The organism is Arthrobacter sp. M4 (assembly GCF_020251205.1).
In the GTDB taxonomy this organism is placed as follows: Bacteria; Actinomycetota; Actinomycetes; order Actinomycetales; family Micrococcaceae; genus Arthrobacter.
Genome location: NZ_JAIWYX010000013.1, coordinates 1 through 22,415, shown reverse-complemented (window position 1 = coordinate 22,415; position 22,415 = coordinate 1). Strand labels below are relative to the sequence as shown.

General features: G+C 61.3%; 25 protein-coding genes and 2 pseudogenes. 21 read left to right on the top strand and 6 right to left on the bottom strand.

All coding sequences use genetic code 11. From position 1 onward, the window contains the following. Window positions 1–12: 12 nt before the first annotated feature. A complete protein-coding gene (locus tag LD110_RS18580; protein ID WP_225500943.1) occupies window positions 13–396 on the bottom strand; it encodes a RidA family protein in 384 nt (127 codons plus the stop codon). Window positions 397–791: 395 nt separating this feature from the next. On the opposite strand from LD110_RS18580, the gene LD110_RS18575 reads away from it, so the two are divergent. From LD110_RS18575 to LD110_RS18540, 8 genes are all read left to right on the top strand, one after another. Further along, a complete protein-coding gene (locus LD110_RS18575; protein WP_225500941.1) occupies window positions 792–1,595 on the top strand; it encodes an amino acid ABC transporter ATP-binding protein in 804 nt (267 codons plus the stop codon). After that, window positions 1,592–2,245, top strand: a complete 654-nt coding sequence (locus tag LD110_RS18570; RefSeq protein ID WP_225500939.1) for an amino acid ABC transporter permease — start codon at window positions 1,592–1,594, stop codon at window positions 2,243–2,245. The genes LD110_RS18575 and LD110_RS18570 overlap by 4 nt, the downstream gene beginning before the upstream one ends. After that, a complete protein-coding gene (locus tag LD110_RS18565; protein WP_225500937.1) occupies window positions 2,242–2,898 on the top strand; it encodes an amino acid ABC transporter permease in 657 nt (218 codons plus the stop codon). The genes LD110_RS18570 and LD110_RS18565 overlap by 4 nt, the downstream gene beginning before the upstream one ends. 46 nt (window positions 2,899–2,944) lie before the next feature. After that, on the top strand, window positions 2,945–3,775 hold the full coding sequence (locus LD110_RS18560; RefSeq protein WP_225500935.1) for an ABC transporter substrate-binding protein: 831 nt from the start codon (window positions 2,945–2,947) through the stop codon (window positions 3,773–3,775). A gap of 94 nt (window positions 3,776–3,869) precedes the next feature. After that, window positions 3,870–5,201 (top strand): MFS transporter, encoded by a 1,332-nt coding sequence (locus LD110_RS18555; protein WP_225500933.1) that lies wholly within the window; start codon window positions 3,870–3,872, stop codon window positions 5,199–5,201. A 760-nt stretch (window positions 5,202–5,961) separates the two neighbouring features. Beyond that, the gene (locus LD110_RS18550; RefSeq protein ID WP_225500931.1) at window positions 5,962–6,168 is read left to right on the top strand and encodes a ribbon-helix-helix protein, CopG family; all 207 of its coding nucleotides are present in this window, start codon (window positions 5,962–5,964) and stop codon (window positions 6,166–6,168) included. After that, the gene (locus LD110_RS18545) at window positions 6,165–6,356 is read left to right on the top strand and encodes a hypothetical protein (RefSeq protein ID WP_225500929.1); all 192 of its coding nucleotides are present in this window, start codon (window positions 6,165–6,167) and stop codon (window positions 6,354–6,356) included. Before LD110_RS18550 ends, LD110_RS18545 begins: the two co-directional genes overlap by 4 nt. Then, window positions 6,356–6,535 carry a hypothetical protein gene (locus LD110_RS18540; RefSeq protein WP_225500927.1) on the top strand — a complete coding sequence of 60 codons (180 nt, stop codon included), beginning with the start codon at window positions 6,356–6,358 and terminating at the stop codon, window positions 6,533–6,535. The genes LD110_RS18545 and LD110_RS18540 overlap by 1 nt, the downstream gene beginning before the upstream one ends. A 193-nt stretch (window positions 6,536–6,728) precedes the next feature. Here LD110_RS18540 and LD110_RS18535 read toward each other — a convergent pair whose 3' ends face one another. Beyond that, the gene (locus LD110_RS18535) at window positions 6,729–7,715 is read right to left on the bottom strand and encodes a LacI family DNA-binding transcriptional regulator (protein ID WP_225500925.1); all 987 of its coding nucleotides are present in this window, start codon (window positions 7,713–7,715) and stop codon (window positions 6,729–6,731) included. 244 nt (window positions 7,716–7,959) lie between these two features. Here LD110_RS18535 and LD110_RS18530 point away from each other — a divergent pair, with 244 nt between their 5' ends. The 7 genes and pseudogenes from LD110_RS18530 (at window position 7,960) to iolC (ending at window position 14,529) form a co-directional block, all read left to right on the top strand. After that, entirely contained in the window at window positions 7,960–8,949 is a 990-nt protein-coding gene (locus LD110_RS18530) for a sugar ABC transporter substrate-binding protein (RefSeq protein ID WP_225500923.1), read from the top strand. After that, window positions 8,946–10,049: an ABC transporter permease gene (locus LD110_RS18525; RefSeq protein WP_225500921.1), complete on the top strand. Its 1,104-nt coding sequence runs from the start codon at window positions 8,946–8,948 to the stop codon at window positions 10,047–10,049. Before LD110_RS18530 ends, LD110_RS18525 begins: the two co-directional genes overlap by 4 nt. Beyond that, a complete protein-coding gene (locus LD110_RS18520; RefSeq protein ID WP_225500919.1) occupies window positions 10,046–10,816 on the top strand; it encodes an ATP-binding cassette domain-containing protein in 771 nt (256 codons plus the stop codon). The genes LD110_RS18525 and LD110_RS18520 overlap by 4 nt, the downstream gene beginning before the upstream one ends. Before the next feature lie 112 nt (window positions 10,817–10,928). Beyond that, window positions 10,929–12,113, top strand: coding sequence for a Gfo/Idh/MocA family protein (locus LD110_RS18515; RefSeq protein ID WP_225500918.1), 1,185 nt, complete (start codon window positions 10,929–10,931; stop codon window positions 12,111–12,113). Window positions 12,114–12,139: 26 nt separating this feature from the next. After that, window positions 12,140–13,075: a sugar phosphate isomerase/epimerase gene (locus tag LD110_RS18510; RefSeq protein ID WP_225500915.1), complete on the top strand. Its 936-nt coding sequence runs from the start codon at window positions 12,140–12,142 to the stop codon at window positions 13,073–13,075. Continuing rightward, a complete protein-coding gene (locus LD110_RS18505; protein ID WP_225500913.1) occupies window positions 13,065–13,376 on the top strand; it encodes a GntR family transcriptional regulator in 312 nt (103 codons plus the stop codon). The genes LD110_RS18510 and LD110_RS18505 overlap by 11 nt, the downstream gene beginning before the upstream one ends. A gap of 113 nt (window positions 13,377–13,489) precedes the next feature. Continuing rightward, window positions 13,490–14,529 (top strand): annotated as a pseudogene (gene iolC / locus LD110_RS18500) (5-dehydro-2-deoxygluconokinase). Here iolC and LD110_RS18495 read toward each other — a convergent pair. The 3 genes and pseudogenes from LD110_RS18495 to LD110_RS18485 form a co-directional block, all read right to left on the bottom strand. Beyond that, a pseudogene (locus LD110_RS18495) lies at window positions 14,498–14,777 on the bottom strand (inorganic phosphate transporter); the annotation flags it as partial. The pseudogenes iolC and LD110_RS18495 overlap by 32 nt on opposite strands. Window positions 14,778–15,024: 247 nt before the next feature. Beyond that, window positions 15,025–15,705, bottom strand: a complete 681-nt coding sequence (locus tag LD110_RS18490) for a hypothetical protein (RefSeq protein WP_225500912.1) — start codon at window positions 15,703–15,705, stop codon at window positions 15,025–15,027. Between the two features lie 38 nt (window positions 15,706–15,743). Next, a complete protein-coding gene (locus LD110_RS18485; RefSeq protein ID WP_225501055.1) occupies window positions 15,744–16,292 on the bottom strand; it encodes a hypothetical protein in 549 nt (182 codons plus the stop codon). Window positions 16,293–17,541: 1,249 nt separating this feature from the next. Between LD110_RS18485 and LD110_RS23955 the strand changes: the two genes are divergently transcribed. The 6 genes from LD110_RS23955 to LD110_RS18460 all read left to right on the top strand — a co-directional run bounded on the left by LD110_RS23955 (window position 17,542) and on the right by LD110_RS18460 (window position 21,453). Continuing rightward, a complete protein-coding gene (locus tag LD110_RS23955) occupies window positions 17,542–17,730 on the top strand; it encodes a hypothetical protein (RefSeq protein WP_225501060.1) in 189 nt (62 codons plus the stop codon). Continuing rightward, window positions 17,703–17,987, top strand: a complete 285-nt coding sequence (locus tag LD110_RS23950; protein WP_308012459.1) for a GntR family transcriptional regulator — start codon at window positions 17,703–17,705, stop codon at window positions 17,985–17,987. The genes LD110_RS23955 and LD110_RS23950 overlap by 28 nt, the downstream gene beginning before the upstream one ends. Beyond that, window positions 17,924–18,241: an FCD domain-containing protein gene (locus LD110_RS18470; RefSeq protein ID WP_225500910.1), complete on the top strand. Its 318-nt coding sequence runs from the start codon at window positions 17,924–17,926 to the stop codon at window positions 18,239–18,241. The genes LD110_RS23950 and LD110_RS18470 overlap by 64 nt, the downstream gene beginning before the upstream one ends. Window positions 18,242–18,728: 487 nt before the next feature. Next, a complete protein-coding gene (locus tag LD110_RS18465; protein WP_225500908.1) occupies window positions 18,729–19,142 on the top strand; it encodes a PRC-barrel domain-containing protein in 414 nt (137 codons plus the stop codon). 117 nt (window positions 19,143–19,259) lie between these two features. Then, a complete protein-coding gene (locus LD110_RS23735; RefSeq protein WP_263855351.1) occupies window positions 19,260–19,388 on the top strand; it encodes a hypothetical protein in 129 nt (42 codons plus the stop codon). A 1,807-nt stretch (window positions 19,389–21,195) separates the two neighbouring features. Beyond that, on the top strand, window positions 21,196–21,453 hold the full coding sequence (locus LD110_RS18460) for an RHS repeat-associated core domain-containing protein (RefSeq protein WP_225501051.1): 258 nt from the start codon (window positions 21,196–21,198) through the stop codon (window positions 21,451–21,453). 413 nt (window positions 21,454–21,866) lie between these two features. On the opposite strand, the gene LD110_RS18455 is transcribed toward LD110_RS18460, so the two are convergent. Continuing rightward, window positions 21,867–22,358, bottom strand: a complete 492-nt coding sequence (locus tag LD110_RS18455) for an RNA 2'-phosphotransferase (RefSeq protein ID WP_225501048.1) — start codon at window positions 22,356–22,358, stop codon at window positions 21,867–21,869. Window positions 22,359–22,415 lie beyond the last annotated feature (57 nt).

The following is a 22,415-nucleotide window of genomic DNA, read 5'->3' as shown; positions in this document are numbered from 1 at the left end:
CTGTGTTGTCTCTCAGCGAGCCGAGACGGTGGCGATGACCTCAATCTCGATCAAGTGCTGCAGATCCCACAAGCGTGGAACCTCAACCGCGACACTGGCCGGGCGGGACTCGCCGAACACTTCATCTCGCAAATCGGAGAGTTGACTGACCGCCTCAATGTCCGTCAGGTACATCGTCGTCCTCACGACTTGACGAAGACTGCTTCCGGATTCAGACAGAACCGCCTCCAGATTGGCAAAAACCTGCCTGGCCTGGGCCACGATATCGTTGCCAACCGTGTTCCCGCCTGAGTCCACGGGAACCTGCCCCGTCGTAAAGACAAGATCTCCCATGCGTACCGCATGACTGTAATGCCGACCCTTTGGCACCGTGTCGATGTTGATTTCCATCATCATTTACTCGTTCCCTCCCTGGCATGCGCCAGCCAGTTTTGATCTACATCCACGCGGGGATGCAGACGGGCTAGTCAGTTTCAGGTCCTGCGCAGTAAAGGCAATCGTCAGGGCACTCGATGGACGTGCGCGGCGCCTCTAAATGCACATGTTCCCGGCGACGGTCGTCGCGTCCATAGCGGCTTGTGTCGGGTTCGAACTGACTCATCTTCCCGTCTTCCTTGCGGATATCTCCGAACTCATCATGTCGGGAACCCCAAGGCGGACCAATGGTGGGATTTCTGAACCCAACCGGATCCTTTTCGGAATGATTCCAGTTCCTCGCAATGTGACACAGATCTACATTCGAGTAAACAGCCGGTCGACAAGGGACCGGCCCACGAGCGAAAGGCCTCAGGATGGACGCCGTCTTACCTCACAGCGCCAGTTCCCGTCCGCAGGGCGAAGCACCGGCCGCCTACGCTGCCGAGGCGAGGGATATCGTCGTCGAGTTTCATGGCCATAAGGCAGTGAACAACGTATCCCTCGGCGTGGCCAAGGGTGAAGTCTGCGCCATTATCGGACCGAGTGGCTCTGGAAAGAGCACTCTGCTCAGGACGTTTAACCACCTTCAGGAGCCCACGAGCGGCCAGATCCTTATTGACGGGGTATTCAGCGTCCGGTCGGGCAAACCCACTGCAGCGGAACTGATGGCTCTGCGACGCAAAGTCGGCATGTGCTTCCAGTCGTTCAACCTCTTCCCACACCTCACTGCGGCAGAAAACATCATGCTGGCCCAGGTGAAGGCTTTGGGACGGAGCAAGGATGCAGCGCGCGATCGCGCCCTTCAACTGTTGGACAGGGTGGGGCTTGCCTCGAAAGCGGACGTCAAGCCTTCCAAATGCTCTGGCGGCCAGCAGCAGCGTATCGCCATCGCCCGGGCCTTGGCGCTGGACCCCGAGATCATGCTCTTCGATGAGCCGACGTCCGCGCTTGACCCTGAACTTGGCGCCGAAGTGCTGGCCGTCATGCGGGAACTCGCCCGGACAGGTATGACCATGCTTGTAGTCACGCACGAGATGCACTTTGCCGAAGATGTGGCCGACCACTTGGTCTTCATGGCCGACGGGGTCATCGTCGAACAAGGCAACCCTTCATCGGTCCTCCGCAACCCCCAGGCCGACAGGACACGCAAGTTCCTGAAGGCGGTGACCGACAGATGAACCTCCCTGGGGCGTTTTCATCCATTGCCGCCGGAATCGGCACAACCGCAACCCTGACAATTTCCAGCTTCGTCTTTGGCGCAATAATTGCCATACCTGTTGCACTCGCCCGGGTATCCCGGTTACCGCTGCTGCGACTCATCGGCGGCACGTACATTCAGATCACACGCGGCGTTCCGCCCATCGTGTGGCTGTTCGTCATCTATTTCGGCCTGTCGCAGTTCAAGATTCACTTCTCCAGCGTCAATGCATCCATCGTGGGCCTGAGCGTCATCTCCGCGGGCTACATCGCAGAGATTTACCGGGCCGGACTGAACTCAGTGCCCAGTGGGCAGCAGGAGGCTGCACAGGCACTGTCATTGTCCCGGATCTCTTCATTCACCAACGTCACAGCGCCCCAGGCACTCGTGGCTGTTATTCCGTTGGCGATTGCATACTTCATCGGACTCCTGAAGGACAGCGCGGTGGCTTCGGTCATCGGCGCCCAGGACATCACAGCCATGGCCCTCGCGGCCAGCAAGCGCTCCATGGATGGTCTCCTCATTTTCATTCTGGCCGGCGCGGTCTACCTCATCATCAGCGTTCCGGTGGCCGCCTTTGGCCGCTGGGCAGGAGCAAAGATCGCAGCACGATGGGCGGTTAGGGCATGACAAACGACAATTGGACGAAGCTCTTCCTGGACCTGCTCCCAGGCCTGGGAGTGAGCCTGCAACTTACCGCCGGGCTGTTGGCCATCGGTCTTCCCTTGGGACTACTGCTCGCCGTGGGCATCTCCAGCAAAGACAAAATCGTGCGGTACCCGGCGGTGGCCGTAGTGGAAGTCGGCAGGGGAGTGCCGGCCCTGGTCCTGCTCTACCTTGTCTACTTCGGACTGCCCCAAACAGGCATCACGCTCGACGCCATGCCCGCGGCCATGATCGGACTCGGAGTCTCCTTCGCGGCTTACACCTCTGAGGTCTTTCGCGCAGGGATTCAATCCGTGCCCCAGGGCCAGACCGAAGCGGGCAAGGCGCTGGGCATGTCCGGGGGAGTGATCTTTGGCAAGGTCGTAATGCCCCAGGCACTCAAGATCGTGGTCCCCCCGCTGCTGGGATGGGCCGTCATCTATTTCCAGGCAACATCGCTGGCCTTCGCGCTGGCAGTGCCTGAGCTCCTCAGCCGCGCCTATGTGCTGGCCACAACCAACTTCCAATACCTGAACATGCTCAGCCTGGCCGCAATGCTCTACGCCGGTGTCGCCATCCCGCTGACCGTCCTGGCCGAACACAGCAGTCGGCGGGACGCCAAGAGCCGCACCGCCTGACCACCCACCAAAACCCAGCATCCCAACAACAATCTAAGGAATACCCTTGAAGCCCACCGTTCGCACAGTAGCTGTCAGCGTTGTTCTCTCCGCGGCAGCCGCCCTCCTTTCCGCATGCGGCTCCGGAGCATCCGGCGCCGCCGGAAACTGCACACCCGAATCCCAGTTTAAGACCATGCGCGACAAGACCCTCACCATCGTCGGCCCCGACTACCCGCCGCTGTTCATGTACCAGAGCAACCTGGATGGCGTCGATGGCAAGATTATCGAATCCTTCGCCAGCGCCAACTGCCTCACTACAGATGTCAGAGTCCTGCCCGCCGCGGGCGTCATCGAATCAGTCAAGGGCGGACAGGCAGACCTGGGGGCCGGCGGCTGGTATCCGACGGCGGAACGTGCCAAGGTCGTCAACCTCACCGACCCCATCTATGGCGACCCCGTCGTCCTTGTAGGCAAGAACCCCTCCACCAAGATCGAGGACTACGCGGGAAAAAAGATCGGCACAACCCAGGGCTACAACTGGGTTGATGATCTGGTGAAGTTCGCCGGGGATAACGCGAAGCTTTACCAGTCACCCGACGCCGTCTACCAGGACCTCGTCAGCGGCCGCATCGACGTCGCCCTCATGGCCGTGAACGAAGCAGCCTACCGGCTCAAATCCGGTTCGGAGCTCAGCTATGTCAAAGCTGTTCCCACACCCATCATCAAGGCCACGCAAAACGCTGCTGTTACGAGTTTCCCGACAACCAAAGGCAACGATGAACTCACCGCAGCCCTGAACAACCACATCTCGAAACTGCGTGACAGCGGGAAACTGGCAGAGATTTTGAAGGAGTTCAATATCGACGCCTCCGCCGCGACTCCGGCAAAGGGCTAATACCCCATTCACGATGCGTGCCGACAAACCCAGTCGGCACGCATCCTCCACTACTCCACAGCCTCTGCACGTATTGAGTCAGAAATGAGCAAGCATGACGACTGACAACGATCTACTGACGGCCAAGAACACTCCCACAGCGGCGTCTCTTCGGAAGATTGTCATCTCAAGCACCATCGGTGCAGTCCTCGAATGGTTTGACTTCTTCGTCTTCGCATCCCTATCGGGCCTTATCCTGGGACGACTCTTTTTCAGCCCCACTGATCCGGTGGCCGAGATATTGCTCGGATTCAGCACCCTCGCGGTCGGCTACTTCGCAAGACCCCTTGGCGGCCTCATATTCGGACACTTCGGCGACAAACTCGGACGCAAGTCCATGCTGATGATCACCATCTGGCTCATGGGGCTGAGCACCGTCACCCTTGGCCTACTGCCGAGCTACAGTGCGGCCGGGGTTGGCGCTACTATCGCCCTGGTCCTGCTTCGGGTAGTCCAGGGTGTCGCTGTTGGCGGCGAATACGGTGGAGCCGCCCTCCTGATCATTGAACATTCGGCAAAATCGAACCGCCGCGGCTTCTATTCCTCGTGGGCCAATGTGGGAGCCTCGATGGGATTCCTCCTGGCCTCAGCCCTCCTGTCTTTCCTTACTGCCGTCACAACGAAAGAGCAGTTTGAAACCTGGGGCTGGCGAATCCCGTTCCTGATCAGCGCCGTCCTACTACTCGTCGGCTCTTTCATTCGCAAACAAATTCAGGACACGCCGGAATTCGCCAGACTCAAGGATTCAGGGCAGGAAAAGAAGAAGCAGTCCATCCACAAAGTCCCGCTACTCTCCCTTATCCGAAAACAATGGCGGGCCCTGATCACCGCCTTTGCCGTCCCATTGACGACTCTCGTGTTCTACCAAATCGGCTTGGTCTTCATCACCCCATACGCCACACAGCACGCTGGTTATCAAGCCTCCACGGTCCTCGCCGCCATCAGCGTCGCACAGCTGCTGTACATTGCCCTGTCGGTTTCCTTCGCCTATCTGTCGGACAGAATCGGTCGACGCCCAGTGATTGCGTTCGGAGCCATTGGCTGCGCCGTGTGGGGATTCGTCTATTTCACAATCTTGAATGACGGGAGCTTTCCACGCCTGCTGCTGGCGGTCACCGGCCTACTATTCTTCGTAGCCGCCACCTGGGGCCCGCAGGCAGCCTTCCAGGCTGAGCTCTTCACCGCAGATGTCCGCTACAGCGGAATTTCCGCCGGATACCAGCTCGCCGGAGCAATCTCCGGCCTCACACCCCTCATAGCTTTCGCCATGCTCAGCAGCCTGGGAACCTGGCTACCCATTGCCATCTGCACCGCAATGGTGGCTGTCATCGGTGCCATAGGCCTTGCAACGACTCGGGAAACAGCCTTCGAGCCGCTGAAGGACTAGGGCAAGCGAAAGAAGACGTTGGACATACCAAATAGGTCTAGACGCCGTTCGGCGCTCCCGCTCTTTCACGACCCGCTGAAAGCAATGGATGCCGCGGCAGGTGCCTCCGAACCTGCCTTGCACAGGCACCCGAGAAAGAAGGACCTACGGACAGAGCACGTAGACGACCGGGACCCCGACGGCAGGCAACAGCGCCAACAGCAGGTCCTGCAAGACCTGGCGAAACTTGCCCGGAACCATGACGGCAAGGCTTACCTCACCAGCTTCAATTGAGCGTAGGAATCAAGGCGCCCGGCTTGGGCGTCTGGCGTTCGGGCTGGTGCCCCGCGGCCCTCGAGGGCGTAGGTATGGCGCTGCCCGCTCCTCAAGGAACTCATGCCAAATGGAGCCTCACGTCGGTGCGGCTCGGAGCCGTCGTTGGTCTTGGACGTTGTTCGGATAGAGGATCAATGCGCTGGGGTCCGGGCCTGGAGTGCAACTTGGGGTACCGGGGACAATCCAAAAGTTTGCGAGGGAGAAAGTGACGAAGGAGCGCCGAGCAAGAGTTTTGGATTGGTACCGGCGCGGCAGCGCCCTGGTTGCGCGGAGGGTCCGCCCAGCGATCATGGAGCAATCCGAACGATAACCAGCCGTGACTTCCTGTTTCATCCTCGAATACGAGCGTGCCCCCGTCTGCTGTCGAAGCGCGTACCCCCACCGCACTGCCTTTGCAGTCTTGTGAGCAGGAGCCGGTCTGGTACTGCTTTGGTACCATCATTTTATGGCCATGAATTTGCGTGTTCCCGAGGATCTTGATCGCCGTTTGGAGCAGTTGGCTGCCGAGGAGCACACGTCGAAGTCGGCTCTGTTGTTGCAGGGTGCGGAGTTGGTGTTGCAGCGGTATGGGCGTCGGCGTGAGATCAGCGAGAGTTTGGAGTTTGTGATGAGCCATGACGCGGAGCTGCTCAAGCGCCTTGAGGACGCGTGACGTCCTATCTGGACATTGAGGATGCCCTGCAGGTTGTTGACCGGTACAGGTTTCATATCCGGGATGTGGGGTTGCTGTCTTCGGCGTTGGCCCGGCCGGCGACGACGGTGATGGGGTCTGAGGCGTACCCGGAGTTGCCGTTGAAGGCGGCAGCGTTGTTGGAATCGGTGGCCAGGTTCCATCTCTAGTGGACGGGAACAAGCGGACGGCGTGGACGCTGATGGTGCTGCTGCTGTGGATCAACGGCTATCGGCACGACTTCAGCACCGACGAGGCTTTCGATCTGGTGGTGGGCGTGGCCGCCGGGGGTGTGTCCCTGCATCCCAGTGCCGAACTCATCGCTGCCCATCTTGTGGCCAGACAGTGACTCCGTGCTCGGCAGCTGCTGCCCGGATGGCCTTGACAGATGGTCATGCATTTTCCTGCGGCTCCGCCGATTCCGGAGGGCCCCATTACTCTCGGTGCAGCCTGCGTGAGCTTCAGGACTTCCTCCGGGCCAGGGCTTCATCAGCGGAGCGCTGACGAAGATCTTCGGCGGATAGCCGCTACGCGATTCATGGTCATGGCAGCGGTGGTGCGGAAGATGCTCGCACGAGCAACGAGGGAGAAAGGACCTCGACCATGGGCTCCAAGGCAGGGTTATTGGAGCGAAGAACCGCTATTTCGGCAGCTCGCCGGCCGAGGTCAACAGGATGCAGGTCGACAGTAGTGAGGTCCACTCCGGGTAGCTTGCTCGCGGAGGTGTTGTCGTACCCCACGACTGTAATGTCCTCGGGAACTCTCAGACCTCTGGCATGGACGGCATCGAGGACTCCGAGCGCGGTCTGGTCGTTGTGCGTGAAGATTGCAGTTGGCCGGTCCGGGGCATCGAGGAGCGGTCCTGCAAGGTCGGAGGCTTCCTGCCGCGAATACCCGCACGTGACCAAATGGGGGGTGAGCCCCGCCCGTGCCATCGACGCCGTATAGCCTTCCCGCCTGCCCAGGTACCCGTCAGTCGGGGGTGAAGCGAGATGGACGATCCGCCGGTGGCCCAGTTCCAGCAAGTGTTCCACGGCCATGGTTGCCCCGAGCACATTGTCCGAGGCGACGGCATCGAAGCCGGGCACAACACGGGCAACACTCACCAGCCGCAGCCTGCCTCGGAATGCTTGGAGTTCGGCATCTGAAAGCAGCAAGCCAGCCGCAATCGCCACGTCTACCCTGGCACGGACAAGGGAGTCCAGGGCGGGCCGATCCAGGTCACCGCTGATGGAACCGACAGTGAGTACGAGTTCACGTCCGCTCTGATGGGCAGAGTCCCGCATGCCATCGAACATGTCCGCAAAGACCTCGTTGTGCAGGTCCAGGAGGAAAACGCCCAAAGTGTCATCCACCTTGCTGGCAAGCCGGGACGCCATCCGATTGGGCTGGTACCCCATGCTCTCGGCGGTGGCCAGGATCCGTTCCCGGGTGGGCTTGCTGACTCCGTAGGCATCCCGGAACGCCAGGGAGACCAGGGCCGACGACACCCCCGCGGCCCGGGCCACGTCTGCCATGGTCACTTTCATCAGATCACTCCTCAGTTTGCGCGCCTCCAGCAACCTGGCCTTCAACACCCTCTTGACAGGTAATTCTAGAACGCTTTAGATTGTATGCACAATCACATCTAGAGCGCTTTAGATTCTGGTTCAAGAACGCTCCCCGACATGATCGCCGGGACGGGCAACGAACCTGGACGCACCGGGCGGGAGAGCATCCGCCCAAACCTTCCCGCCGCCGGATTCCGGCGGCATCCATGAAACGAGGAACTCGATGAAGAGTTGGAAATCCCTGACGGTCGCTGGAATTGCCGCGATCGCACTGACGCTCAGCGCCTGCGGTACCGGCGGGAAAGCGAACGACGTCAACACTGGAGGGGCGCAGGCAGCCGCAGGAACAAAGCGAGACCTGAGCTTCGCCGTCGTCATCCACGGCAATCCGGACGGTTCCTTCTGGAACGTCGTCAAGAAGGGCGCCGAAGACGCAGCGGCGCAGTACGGCGTCAACGTGAGCATCACCGGCGACGGCGAGGGCGCCAAGCAGGCGCAGCTGATCGAGGCCGCACTGGCGAAGAACCCCAACGGCATGGTGGTCTCCCTGGCTAACCCTGACGCGCTCGGGTCCGCTCTGGGAGACGTCAAGTCGAAGAACATCCCGTGGGTCAGCATCAACTCCGGTGTGGATGTCTCGGCAAAGCTCGGCGCCCTCGAGCATGTAGGCCAGACCGAGACTGTCGCCGGACAGGGCGCGGGGCAGAAGCTTGCCGCGGCCGGCGGAAAGAAGCTGCTCTGCCTCATCCACGAGGCCGGCAACATCGGCCTCGAGCAGCGCTGCCAGGGTGCGGCGCAGGCGTTCGGCGGCCAGATCGAAAAGCTCCAGGTGGACTTGAACAACCCGCAGGGCATCCAGGCGACCGTCAAGTCAAAGCTGCTCGGTGACAAGTCCTTCGACTCCGTCCTGGCCCTCAACCCGTCAGTTGCCACGGCGACCCTCGCCGGCATGAAGGACGCCGGAAGCACGGCCAAGCTCGGAAGCTTCGACATCGACAAAGACGTGCTCAGTGCCATCAAGGCGGGGGATATCGCTTTCACCGTGGACCAGCAGCAGTACCTGCAGGGCTACCTGCCGATCGCCTTCCTCGTGCTGAACCACGACAACCTCAACACCGTCGGTGGCGGACTGCCCGTCCTGACCGGGCCGGCCTTCATCACGAAGGACAACGTCTCCACCGTCGCCGATCTCGTCAGCAAGGGAACGCGATGACCATGACTCAAAACCTCAACACAGCGAACGAAACGCCCCCCGAGAAGGACAAGGCCCTGGCCGGACTGGCCCACGCCGCGGCGCCGGCCGGCGCTGACGACCGGCTCGTCCAGGTCGGGCGCATTCGCCGGATCTTCATGTCGCCCGAATTCGGTTCGGCAGCCGCTGCCATCATCGTCTTCATCGGCTTCTCGGTGATCGCACCGCCTTTCGCGAGCCAGGCGGGCATCGGAAACTTCCTCGACCCGGCCGCGACCCTCGGGATCATGGCCGTCGCCGTCGCGCTGCTCATGATCGGCGGCGAGTTCGACCTCTCGACCGGCGTCATGACCGGCTCGACCGGCCTCGTCACCGCACTCGTCACGACCCAGCTCAACACGAATGTCTGGTTCGGCATCCTCGCGTCGCTCGTCTTCGCCGTCGCAATCGGGCTCCTGAACGGGATCCTTGTCCACAAGACGAAACTCCCGAGCTTCATCATCACGCTGGGCACGATGTTCATGCTGTGGGGCCTGAACTACGCGGTGACAACGAACATGACCCACCAGGTGACGGTCTCGGGGGTCTCCTCATACACCGGCTTCGACAGCGCCAAGGCCCTCTTCGGCTCTTCCGTCGGCGGGTTCCAGGTATCCCTCATCTGGTGGATCGTGCTCACGGCGGTCGGCGTCGTCCTGCTCACCCGCACCAAGATCGGCAACTGGATCGCCGCCGTCGGCGGCAACGCCGTGGGTGCTCTCGCCGTCGGCGTCCCCGTTGCCAAGGTCCGTGTTGGACTCTTCGTCGGAACAGCGACGGCCGCTTGGCTCGTCGGGCAGCTCACGGTGATCCGCTACGCGTCGGCCACCGTCACCACGGGCATCGGCGCTGAGTTCAACTTCATCATCGCTGCGGTGATCGGCGGCTGCCTCCTCACCGGCGGCGCCGGCTCGGCCCTTGGAGCCTCGATCGGGGCGCTCATCTTCGGCATGGTCCAGCAGGGCATGCCCCTGGCCGGATTCCCGAGCGAACTGTTTAAATTCTTCCTCGGCGCGATCCTCCTGATCGCGGTCTTCATCAACCTCTACCTTAAGAAGAAGTCTCAGGCGGTGGGATCATGACAACCCCCATTCTCGAAGTCCGCAACATCAGCAAGAACTTCGGCCACGTCCGCGCCCTCCAGGACGTCTCGTGCAAGGTCAAGGCGGGCGAGGTGACGGCCGTGCTGGGCGACAACGGCGCAGGCAAGTCCACCTTTATCAAGACGCTCTCCGGGGTCCACCCGCCGGACTCGGGCGAGTTCCTCGTCGACGGCGAGCCGACGCGGTTCAGTTCACCCCGCGCTGCCCTCCAGCGCGGCATCGCCACCGTGTACCAGGACCTCGCCCTCGCTCCCCTCATGCCGATCTGGCGCAACTTCTTCCTCGGCTCCGAGCCCACGCAGAGCGGGTTCCTCACGCCGCACAAGAGCAAGGACATCGTCGTCGATGAACTCGGAAAGATGGGCATCCAGATCCGCGACCCCGAGCAAGCTGTTGGCACCCTGTCCGGCGGCGAACGCCAGTGCGTCGCGATCGCCCGTGCCGTGTACTTCGGCGCCCGCGTGCTGATCCTCGACGAGCCGACTGCCGCGCTCGGCGTCCGGCAGTCCGGCGTGGTTCTGAAGTACATCATCCAGGCCCGCGAACGCGGCCTGGGCGTCATCTTCATCACCCACAACCCCAACCACGCTTACCCGGTCAGCGACCACTTCGTGCTCCTGCAGAGGGGCCGCACAATCGGCGATTACTCCAAGGCCCAGATCACCATCGCGGACCTTGCCCAGCAGATGTCCGGGGGCGCGGAACTCGAAGCCCTCCAGCACGAACTCCACTCCATCGGCCGCTAGCCTCGCGTACCGGTCCGGCCGGAGGCACTGGCCCGGCTTCACTCACTCAGGGTTCGGGGGCCGCTGAACGCGGCCACCTCATCCCAGCACGTCCAGAAAGAGAAAGAGCACTATGACCACCACCATCCGCATTGGCATCATCGGCGCAGGCATGGCCGGCCAGGCGCACGCCTTCGGCTACCGAAACGCCATGATGGCCGGCGACCTCGGCGATGTCGACGTGCAGTTGCACACCATCGCCGATCCGAACCTGGGTTTGGCGCAGTCTGTCGCCAAGCGATACGGCTTCGCCAACGCCGTGGCCGACATCGACGCGTTTCTGGCCAATCCCGAGATCGACGCTGTGAGCGTCGCCCTGCCGAACCACCTGCATGCCCAGATCCTGCCCAAGGTCATTGCTTCCGGGAAGCACCTCTTCGCCGAGAAGCCCATCGGCCGCACGCGGGAGGAAGCCGCCTGGCTGGCCGGGCTGGCTGAAGCGTCTTCGGCGGTGACTGGCGTCGGGTTCTCCTTTCGACGCCTGCCCGGACTGGCGGCCCTCGCGCAGGCGGTCCAGGGCGGCGCGATCGGCCAGGTCCATACCGTCCGGGCCTGGTACAACGCGGACTACGCGGCCGATCCGGCCGGCGCGCTGTCCTGGCGCTATTCGCAGGAGCTCTCCGGCGGCGGCGCCCTGCTTGACATCGGCGCCCACGCGATCGACGCCGCCCAGTTCGTCGTCGGACCCGTCACCCGTGTCCTGAACTCCACGCTTCGCACCGTCATCACCGAACGCCCAAAGCCAGCGGCTGGTGCCATCGGGCACGGCGCCGCGACCACCGAGGAGCGCGGACCGGTGACGAACGATGACGTCGCCCTGCTGACGGTGGAGTTCGACGGCGGCGCCGTGGGCCAAATTACGCTCAGCCGGATCTCCAGCGGAATTCCGAACTCCCTTGGGGTCGAGGCCTTCGGTTCGGAGGGGCACGCCCTCTTCGACTCGATCAGCGCCGGTGAGTTCCACCTTTTCCAGAACGGCGTCGCCACCTCTGCCACCAATGGACCGCGCCGGATCTTCACCGGGCCGGAGCACCCGTATTTCAACGACGTCGCCGCCATGCCCGGCGCCGGCGTCGGCACCGGCTACGCCGAGGCCTTCGTCGCGGAGATCCAGGAATTCCTGCGTTGCGTCCGCGATGGCAGCCCCATGGACACCGACTTCAACACCGCCGTGAAAATGATGCGCGTGGTCGGTGCGGCACTGGACTCGGCCGCATCGAACGCGGTCATCGACATCAACACGCACCAGCAAGCCTGACCACCACCCAGATAAGGACAAAGACTATGGCTTCCATTCGCGTCGGAACAGCCCCCGATTCCTGGGGCGTCTGGTTCCCCAGCGATGCCAACCAGGTCCCGTACACCCGCTTCCTCGATGAGGTGGCCAAAGCCGGGTACGAATGGATTGAACTTGGGCCCTATGGATACCTGCCCACCGATCCGGCGCAGCTCCGCGACGAGCTCGAGTCCAGGGGTCTTCGCCTCTCGGCCGGCACTGTGTCTGAGCGGCTTCACCAGCCGGACTCTTGGAACGCTGTTTGGGATCAGGTGACCGACGTCGCGGCCCTCACCGCAGCGCTCGGCGGCAAGCACGTGGTGGTCCTCCCGGAAATGTGGCGCGACCTCTACACCGGTGCCGAACTCGAGCCGGGAGAACTCACAGCTGAGCAGTGGCAGGCGAAGACCACCGGCGTTGACCGTCTTGGCAAGGCGATGTTCGAACAGTACGGCGTCCGGCTGCAGTATCACCCGCACGCGGACAGTCACGTGGAAACCGAACAGGACATCACCCGCTTCCTTCAGGACACCGATCCGGAGTTCGTGAACCTCTGCCTGGACACGGGCCATGTCTCCTACAGCGGCGGGGACAACCTTGCCATCATCAACCGCCATCCGGAACGCATCGGCTACCTGCACCTCAAGCAGGTCAACTCCGACGTTGTCGCGCGGGTCCACGCGGAGAAGCTGCCGTTCAGCGAGGCAGTAACGCTCGGCGCTATGACCGAGCCACCGCTTGGCGTCCCGGAGTTCCCGCCGCTGCTGGAAGCGGTCGCACGGACCGGCGCGGACATCTTCGGGATCGTGGAGCAGGACATGTACCCCTGCCCGCCGGATGCCCCGTTCCCCATCGCCCAGCGCACCCGGTCCTACCTTGGCGGCTGCGGAGTCCATGCGCTGCGCTTCGACGCTGGCCTGTCACGTTCCAACGATGCCCTCTGACCAGCATCGCACGGTTCCCGATGGCCTCTCCGAGGGGCCATCGGGAACCACCCCGCCACCCTTTTCACAGTTGCTGCAGCTCAAGCGCCAGGGCCCCGAACCGCTGTACTACCAACTTGCGCAAAGCCTTGAACACGCCCTGGAAATCGGTGTGATCGGGCATGGGATCAGGCTGCTCCCTGAGCGGGTAATGGCACGAGAACTGAAGGTCACCATCGGCACCGTGCGCAGCGCTTGGGCTTACCTCGAACGCAAAGGAATACTCATCCGCCAGCGGCAGGCTGGAACGTTTATCCGATAGCCGCCGAGGTACGGCATTCCAGCTCGCTTTGTGACCGGACAAGGGGCACGGCAGCTAGCAATCTAACTTTACGGATCCTGGCCACAAGGCCAGAGGAAAGGCGCATGATTATCGTGACCCACGAGTTGCTTACGATCGGGCGCATCAACGTTGATATTTACCCGAACGACATCGGGGTGGGACTGGAGGATGTGCAGACCTTCAGCAAGTATTTGGGCGGTTCGCCGTCCAACGTGGCGGTTGCCGCTGCGCGGCATGGCCGCCGTACCGGTGTCATCACACGGACCGGTGACGATCCCTTTGGCAATTACTTGCACCGGGAGTTGAAGAAGTTCAACGTTGATGACAGTTTTGTCACCCCCGTCCCAGGCCTCCAGACGCCCGCCACCTTCTGCGCCATCCAGCCCCCGCACGACTTCCCGTTGTATTTCTATGGCCGTTTTCCCACGGCTCCGGATCTGCAGATCAGGGCTGAGGAACTGGACTTGGATGCTATCCGGGAGGCGAAGATTTTCTGGTCCACGGTGACGGGCCTGTGTCAGGAGCCCAGCCGCAGCGCGCACATTGCTGCTCACGGGGCCCGCCCCCGCGCGGGTTTGAAGGAAGGCCAGTACACCATTCTTGACCTGGATTACCGGCCGATGTTCTGGGCGTCCGAGGAGGAGGCCCAGACCGAGGTTGCGAAGATTCTGCCGCAGGTCACGGTGGCGATCGGCAATGACAAGGAATGCGCCGTGGCGGTTGGCGAGGGCACTCCGGATGAGCAGGCTGACCGCCTGCTGGCTGCCGGCGTCGAGATCGCGGTGGTCAAGCTGGGTCCGGAAGGCGTGATGGCCAAGACCCGCGCCGAGCGCGTTGTCTCCGCCCCGGTGCCCGTGGAGACGGTGAATGGCCTGGGTGCCGGTGATTCGTTCGGTGGGGCATTTGTTCACGGCCTGCTGTCCGGCTGGCCGCTGGCCCGCGTCCTGGACTACGCGAATGCCGCAGGGGCGATTGTCGCCTCGCGGCTTTCCTGTGCGATGCCATGCCGACGCCGGCGGAAGTCACCTCGCTGCTGTCAGAACGCGGCCGCCCGCTGCCGGAAACCGACGTTGCACTCAGTACGGTGAAGTCCACAGGCCAAAGCCCATACCCACGACGGCTGCTCCGATAAGACCCGGAACAAAGCATGGGTCGAAGTGGATGGAAGGCCGAGCAACCACGTCAATAGGTTCCAGATGATTGCGCCCACGAGACCGGCGAAGATGATTTCCGGGGTGATCCGGACACCGCCGGACCCTTCTCGTATCAGTCCGCCAGAGATGGTCCTGGCAACTTCCGTGGAAAGAAAGCACCCACCAGATTGAGAAGTGCGGCCAGCGCGACGGCGCTCTTTGGCTTGATCGCCCCCGTGGCTATGGGGGGCGGGCTACATGACTTGTACCGACACCTGTGCCCTGGTCTTCCGTGTGGCGAGCTGCGGCATCCCGATAAGCCCGGCGAGGGCGTGATTCTGCTTTCGACCGGATGAGCATACGCCCGAATCGGTGCGTGATCACGGGTACGCATTTATGCGGTGTGTGTTTTCAGCTGCCGGAACTCTAGCAGGAAGCTTGTCCCGGGTAGCCAAAGGCCAGCCGGGGACTTTTATTGGTCATGATGACCGGTGTCATGGCCGGGGTACGTCTACATAGACCGTACAGAAGCCGTTTTGGTAGTACTGTCCCACCCGGAAGCCCGACTTGGTGGCTTGGCCGATAGCTACCGATAGCACGGCTTCGAAGTCGTCGTTGAGTACGTAGGACTGGATCCCCGGATAGCCTGTGACTTGGACACCTGCGGGAACCGTGATGGTGGGCTGGCCGGCGTCATTGTGGGCGGCGGCTGGATGGAACACGATTTGGAGGTTGGCGCCGCCGGTGAGACTGATGGGTTTACCCGAGGCACCCCCGACCACTTGGGCGACATAGTGCACGGTGACGCCTGGCGCCATTCCCTCGAACAAGAACGCTATGCGGTCAAAGCCCTCATCGGGATGGGCGCCCACGCGCAGTTGCGTCAGCTTAGCGCTGCCAGCGGTGATGGCGGCTGGCGACGAAAAGTCGGCGGTAGACCACGGAGTAATCGGCTGTGGCGTCTGAGTGGGTGTTGGGGTAGCGGTGGGGCTACTCGAGGCTGCCGAGGGGGTCGGCGAGGTCGTTGGTTTTGTCGGGGTGGCCGACGAACTTGGCGAACTGCTGGAGCTGCTCGGCGACGGTTGCGGAGCGGGCGGCGAGCAGGCAATCAGCGCGATTGCCGCGCTTAGGGCCGTCGTGGCCGCAGCGGCGGTCACGAACTTGTGGCGGTTCATTAGGTCTCCTCACGAAAGAAGGTGCGGACAAGATTGGCTCACCACCTGTGGGCCACGTCGATGACAAGGCGCGATCCCGTACCCGGGCCTGCCAGTGTGAAGACCCTGAACGGAAGCCGTGCACGGACGCCCAGACCGAGGCGGGTGTAGCCTTCGAAGCCGCCGGCAAAGGCCACCTGCCTGAAGGTCTGGTACCCGGACACATTGGCCAGCTCATTCTTGTTGGACGGGCTGTACGTGGGCAAGCCGGTGTTGATGTCGTAGTCGTTCGCGTGCACTACCACCTGCAGGAAGGCCCCGCCCCGCAGCGGCACCGGGCGTCCGCTTGCATCCTCGGTTACGACGGAAACGTACTGGACGTTGTAGCCCCCGGCCGGTCCGTTGATGTCCACCACCAGCCGGTCAAAGCAGGTGTGCTGCCCTGTCCGGACGTTGAAGACAGAGGCAGCGGACATGGCTGCGCTTGTTTTCGCCAGCGACCCCCAGACCTGCCCGCAATACGGCGCTGCCGAGGCCATGCTCGGAGTAACGAGACCCAGTCCGGCGGCCAACAGAATTGCGGCCAGCCACGCATGAATCTTTTTCATGAGTGTGAGTGCCACCTCCTCAAGTGTTTGTGGTATCACCAGCCTAGGAGCGCGGGCTGCCCAATAAGGAGGGCTGTTGCCGTTTCGGCGCCCAACCGTTAATCGGTCCCCTTCGCGGTCACGAGGGCGTGATTCTGCAGCCTTTTCGGCGCTTTCCGGGAACTGTTTCGTCACCAGTCCGGCATGCTTCCGTTATCCGTCATAACGACGCCGGAATTCGGCTCGAGTGCCTTGGGGCCGCTGCATTGCCCGGTCCCGACAATCTGCCATGACTGAAATCGAGCTGACACATGTGCTGCGAATAGATACGGGTAGAACCGGCTGGCCTGAACTCAAATCATTAGGGGCCACTGACCCGCACACAGAGCGACTGCGCTCCCCTTGAAATGGGGAGCGCAGTCGCTCTGTTTTGTCCGAAATCTGTTCAAAATCTATCAGGAAGGCGTCGTTGACAATGTCAACAGGATTCGCTTCGGACTGGGTCGTACATCGGCCGGACTGGGCCGGATTGCGGATGTTTTCTGGAGTTCCCTTTGTTTCCAGGGGCTGGAATGCGGTTCGAGTCCCACCTCGGGCACGCGTTTTCCCTCAGGCTGGGCGCGGTTTTTGGGCCTCTGGCCATGTGGACACTGTCCACACCCTTGCCAGCGTGTTGCTGACGGTGTGTCAGTCGCGGTGTTTAGTTGTAGTTGGCCGTTCGCGGGGCCGGCGCTTCCTTCCTGAATTGGCGACGTTTTGGGTTCTCACTCATTCATGGACTGATTCAGCTGTAACGGTATGACCAGGTTCCCGAGGGGAGTGAGGCTGTGCGCTGCTGGTCGTGGGGTCCTGTGCTCATACCTGTTCATGGCGACTTTCAAGGGCTCGTGCATGACCTTGGCGTAAATCTTCTGGAATTCTTTTGACGGCACCCCGGGTCAGGGGAGGCCAAATCTCTTCGGTCAGACCTTCATGGTGTGACTGGCAGAGGGTTACATGACTTTGCCGCTGGTGCATCTGAGCGGATGGCCGGGAGTTCTTTCCTCAGAGAGGAACCAAGCCGGTCCTGTCGCGGAGGGACCGGCCCGGCAGGCTAACAGCTTCATAACTGACTGATAGTGGGCGGGGTGCCGGGGTACGCCGGTTCCGTTGAGGTCTTTGGTTGCATACCTGTTCATTGCGCTCGAGCCCGCGGCGCCGAGGTCATCTGCCTCGGTTGTGCCGGGATGGCCGGATTGGAGGAACACGTCTGCGGGCGGCTCCCGTTCCGGTGATCGACGGCGTCGCAGCCGCCACATTGCTGGTGGAAACACTCGTCCGGCAAGGCCTGGCCATCAGCAAGGTGGACAGCCGCGCCCGGCTCCTCCCCAAGACGCTGAGCCGGCCCGCGCAGAGATCATCCGCGGCCATTACCCGCAGGGCTCCGGGCTGGTGGAAGCCGCACTGGCGTCTGAGCTGAACGTGTCACGGCTACCCATCCGGGAGGCCCTAACGCACCTCGAGAACGAGGGCTTCGTGCGCATCCTGCCGCGCCGCTCCTCCCGCGTTATGCAGTGGATCGCAGCCGACGTTACCGAACTGTTCGACGTGAGGCTGAGCCTGGAAACCCTCGCTGCTCGGCTGGCCGCGAAAGCTGTGGCCGCGGCGCCTCGTTGCAGCCGCTGCTCGACGCGATCGACGCAGAACACCCCGCGCCGGACAGTGAGGACTGGCTGAAAGTTGCAGAAACCTCCACGGTGGTGCATGAAGCCATCGTCGACGTGGCAAGCAGCGCGCTTCTGACCTCATGGAAGCGCGCGGTCAGCGGCAGCATGACCTGGCTGTTCTACCTGACCAGCGCGCGTGACCAGCGCCAGCAGTCCGACGAGCACCACGGCCTGCTGGAGGCGATCCGCGCGGGCAACGACCACCTCGCCGAGGCCATGCCTTCACACATATCGAGAAGGGCCGCGCCCCTTCCCTACGCCTGATGACCGGGGGTCCGCGCCGGATAAGCCGGCCACGTGTTTCCAGAAGTTCCTGATTTGCACGCCGTCCTACTTTGCGCCCCCCGGTTCACCCCATCCACCACTGCGCGGATACGGGGAGCCAGAACAAAACTAACGCCGTAGGTGAGGGTGTTCCCGCAGCGAGTGTCCTTGGCCTGAATCATTCCTAAGCTTGGGAAGCTCTTCCTTACGTTGGTTCTGCAGCGCTTCGCGCTTCTGGATAGTAGCCAGCTCTTCATCTGACACGATGCGCCAGTATTGGCCCCACGGTTCCATTGGATGTTTGGGTACTTGAGCTTGTACCGGTCCTGGTCGGCCGGTCATTGCCTGCTTTCTGCCGGGTTCCTACGATGGTTGAACAGAGCCTGGCACGACGGCAGCAGGCCCGGCGGCATGGGTTACGCCGAGGAAAAACCACCTCCTGTCTTGCCAGCTGAGGAAGCAGCAAACGAACAGTGAAGGGACTGCAATGACTGCAAATGAAGCACGTCAGCTGGTGAAACTGAGCGAGACGGACAGGACCGTGGCGGTGGGGGAGGAAGACATTCGTGGTTTCGCGGTGAAAGACCGCGACGGAGAAGACCTCGGCAAGGTCGATGATCTTCTGATCGACCTCGAGGGCGACAGGGTGCGCTTCCTATTGGTTGCCTCCGGGGGTTTCCTCGGGATTGGCAAGGAGCACTCTTTCATCCCTGTGGATGCCGTCACAGGCATTAGCGCCGAGGAAGTTACCGTGGACCTTGCGCGCGAACACGTGGCCGGGGCACCCGAGTACGACCCCGAACTAAGCAGCACCCAGGCTTACCAGGAAGCGGTCTATGGTCACTACAACTACACGCCCTACTGGGCCGAGGGCTACATCTACCCCCACTTCCCCCGCTGAGCAGAACACCTGGACGGGGAGGGCTGCGCGGACCCACCACCTGCGCCAAGCCCGGCCAAGGATCCCGGCTACAGTGGAAGGACCAAAGCCGCCACGAACCGCCGGGGGAACACCGCCATGGGCACCGAGTCCAAAACGACCGGGGATGACGGCCTGCCCGAGATCGCCAGCGTCCTCGAAGACATCCTGGAACTGTCGCTGCTCAGTATCGAACCCGGGCACGGGCCCGTTTATTTCCCAGGATAGCCACCGCGACGACCCTAAGCCCCTAGGCAGCAACGACGCTGCACCATAGATTTCCTTTGCTGAGGGAAAACCCTGGAGACCGGAACCCCCAACCGGTATATGTACCTGTGGGGGAGTTATTATCGCCGCAGCAGCGGCTGAATGGGAAGCTACGTTGGCATCCGTAGCAGTCAGCTTCGGCACGACTTCGTTGGGCGCTGGCATCTTGTGCGGACGGGAAGATGATGCCTGAGGAGTCGAGCAGGGAGAATGGTCGGCGGGTACCGCCAGGTACACCTCGGTGGCTTATTCCTGCCCTCACCATTGTTTTTTTCTCGGCCGCTGTGGTTGTGTTGGTCGTTGCGGCGGTCGTTTCCGACGTTCTCGTTAGGATCTTGTCACTGCTATCTGGGCTGACGTCTTTGATGCTGACTGTACGGAAGGCTAGGGTATGGCGGCAGCAAAGGAACGACTCGCGAAACCGGCACAGGGAATGACGCCGCACGGGCTGGCATGTCCAGCAGGATGTTGATGAAGTGAATTTCTACTGGGCGGCCCTTTATTTCGCCTCTAGAGCGTTTCAAGAAGACATCCTCAACGTATGGTCGTGGTTGCAGTAAAACTGGATTGGAACGCGGATGAGAAATGTAATCAAGGTGCTCGTTGCACTACTGACCGCGGCAGCTATCGCACTAATCCTGGGATGGTTTTTGGGCGCCGCGGCCGCTGGCACCGCGTTCCTTGTGATGGCCACAATTCTGGGAGGTTACTTTGGATTCGGATGGGGATCGAGGGAGTCCACGAAGACAGAGGAGCATCGCCAGAAACTGATCTCTGGCCGGAACGACACAGACCATGATTCGTCTCCCAATCCGAACCTTCCGAACAAGCCCGATCCCGATACAAGGCCGGATTGACCGCTGGACCCGGTGACGGCCACCGTGCAGCATTCTTCTCGTCAGAAGGTACGTGATCCCGGACTTGGAAGCTGGCTTGGATACAGCGAAAGGTCTTACGGGATTGCAGAGACAAGAAAATGAAATAGGGCTCTGCCCGCTTTGCATTGGTACCGAAGAGGTCGCCGATCCTGCGGATGCTTTTGGCTAGGCTCAACGGTCCTGCTCACCGACAGCAGTCAAGCGGTAGTTGCCACATACAGCGCGACGCCTAGGGTGTCGGTAGCCGCCGGCGTGTAGGCAGCTGCCAAACCATGGCAGTATGGCGGGGGCTACAAACATACGGTAACCGGATACGCCAAATTCGGAGTGCGGAACACGACGCAACGATTGGCCGCTTCATGCAACTGGACCCCAGCGGCCAGAGCCTTCATCGATACGCCTACATTGGCTGCAACCGGCCAATGCCAGCGATCCAATAGGACTGGCCGACCAGACTACCTGCTTCTTCCTGGCCTTGGGCGTACTCGCTCTGGGCGGGGCGGTTCTAGTGGCCTCCGGGGTGTACTTAATGCCCTCGCCTTGGGTGATATCGCCTTCTTCCCCGAAGAAACGGTCCTTGTAGAGTCAACACTATATTTCCTCGGATCGCTTTTTGGTCTTGCCAGTGTTTGCGGGTGATGACTCAATGATTCCTGAAATATATGCATAATTTAAAACACTGATTATTGAGTGGAGGTTTACCGATGAGTAAAGGATATTTTGTCAGCATAATAGTTCTGGGGCTCGTTGCCGCTATATCTGGGTTTATCGTTTTGATTAGGTCCCAGGATGCGTTTTTTGCCGGTCTCATGTTGACGATATTTGGTCTGCTTTTGTCCATCACAACATTCTTCAGGTATCGGAAGGCTAAATCTTCAGGAAGGATTTAGATCCGATACACCAAATTCGGAGCACCCTACTACGACGCAACCATCGGCCGCTTCACACAGGCGGACCCCTCGGGTAAGAGCGCTAACCGCTATGCCTACGCGGGCTGCAGCCGAGTCAACAACACTGACCCAACTGGCCTTGACGATCCTTCATTAGGCTGCATATTTGCTGCGGCAGGAGTCCTACTTCCAGCTACGGCATCCCTCTTCGCCGCAGAGGACGTCTTGTTTGCCCTCGCTTGGGGCGCGGTGGCCTAATTCGCCGAGGAAGTCACGCTGGCCCAAGTGGCGCTCTACTTCGTTGGAGGACTCCTTGGGGAAGCAATCGCTTGTAGATTGTGAATATCCTCCGCAGGGGCACGGTATCCCTTGTTTTCGAATGTTATCTGGGAAATGAGCGGACTTTGGAGAGATGGGAATGCGTAAAGCAACACCCTACATAATCGGTATTCTCCCCTCCGTGGCGCCTCATGCTCAACGACCACCCTCCAGGGGCAGAGGGGCCATTTAGCACTGCGGAAAGATGGCCACTGAACGTCGCGATTCACACTTCCTTGCGAAGCAAACGACCGTTGTAGCAAAAACGGTCGATTTCGACACCAGGTCCGTTCTGCTGAGCCGGTTGCGCTGTTGGCTGACGACGTCCAAGACCCAAGACCCATCGTTCCTCTTCAATCCATCCGAGATATTCGAATGAATTCCGCAGGAACGTGGCTGGCAAGCCAAACCATGTTGCTTGCTCGGTAGAAGGTGGTGTCCGCAGCGAGAGCGGCAACTGTATCGATGGTCAGAATCACCGGATGTTCGCTTTTACGGCTTCCGATGACTAGCACTGCGGTATCGGCATCTGCTGACATGTGCACGTATTGTCTCTTCATCGGCAGGAGGCCAACGGTGAAGATGGACCTGATACTTTCCGGGGATGTTCCGTGGAAGAGTTCGGCTGGCGGGATAGCGGCGACCACGGCAAAGGCTCCCGGCGTGCTGTGTCCATACAATGCACGAATCAATTCGCCCCGAATCTCGTGACGAGGTTTTGCTGCGGAATTAATCATCATCTGCAAGTCGGATAGGTCTAAGTCGAACCACTCTGGAGACTCTTTGCGCAGGGCATCCAACAAGGCGTCTACAGGCGTCCAACCGTGTGTCGTCCGCCACGGAATTCCTCACTTTAGGTGGGTTCTCGCCACGTAATTCCCCACTTTGAGCGGCGGTTCGCC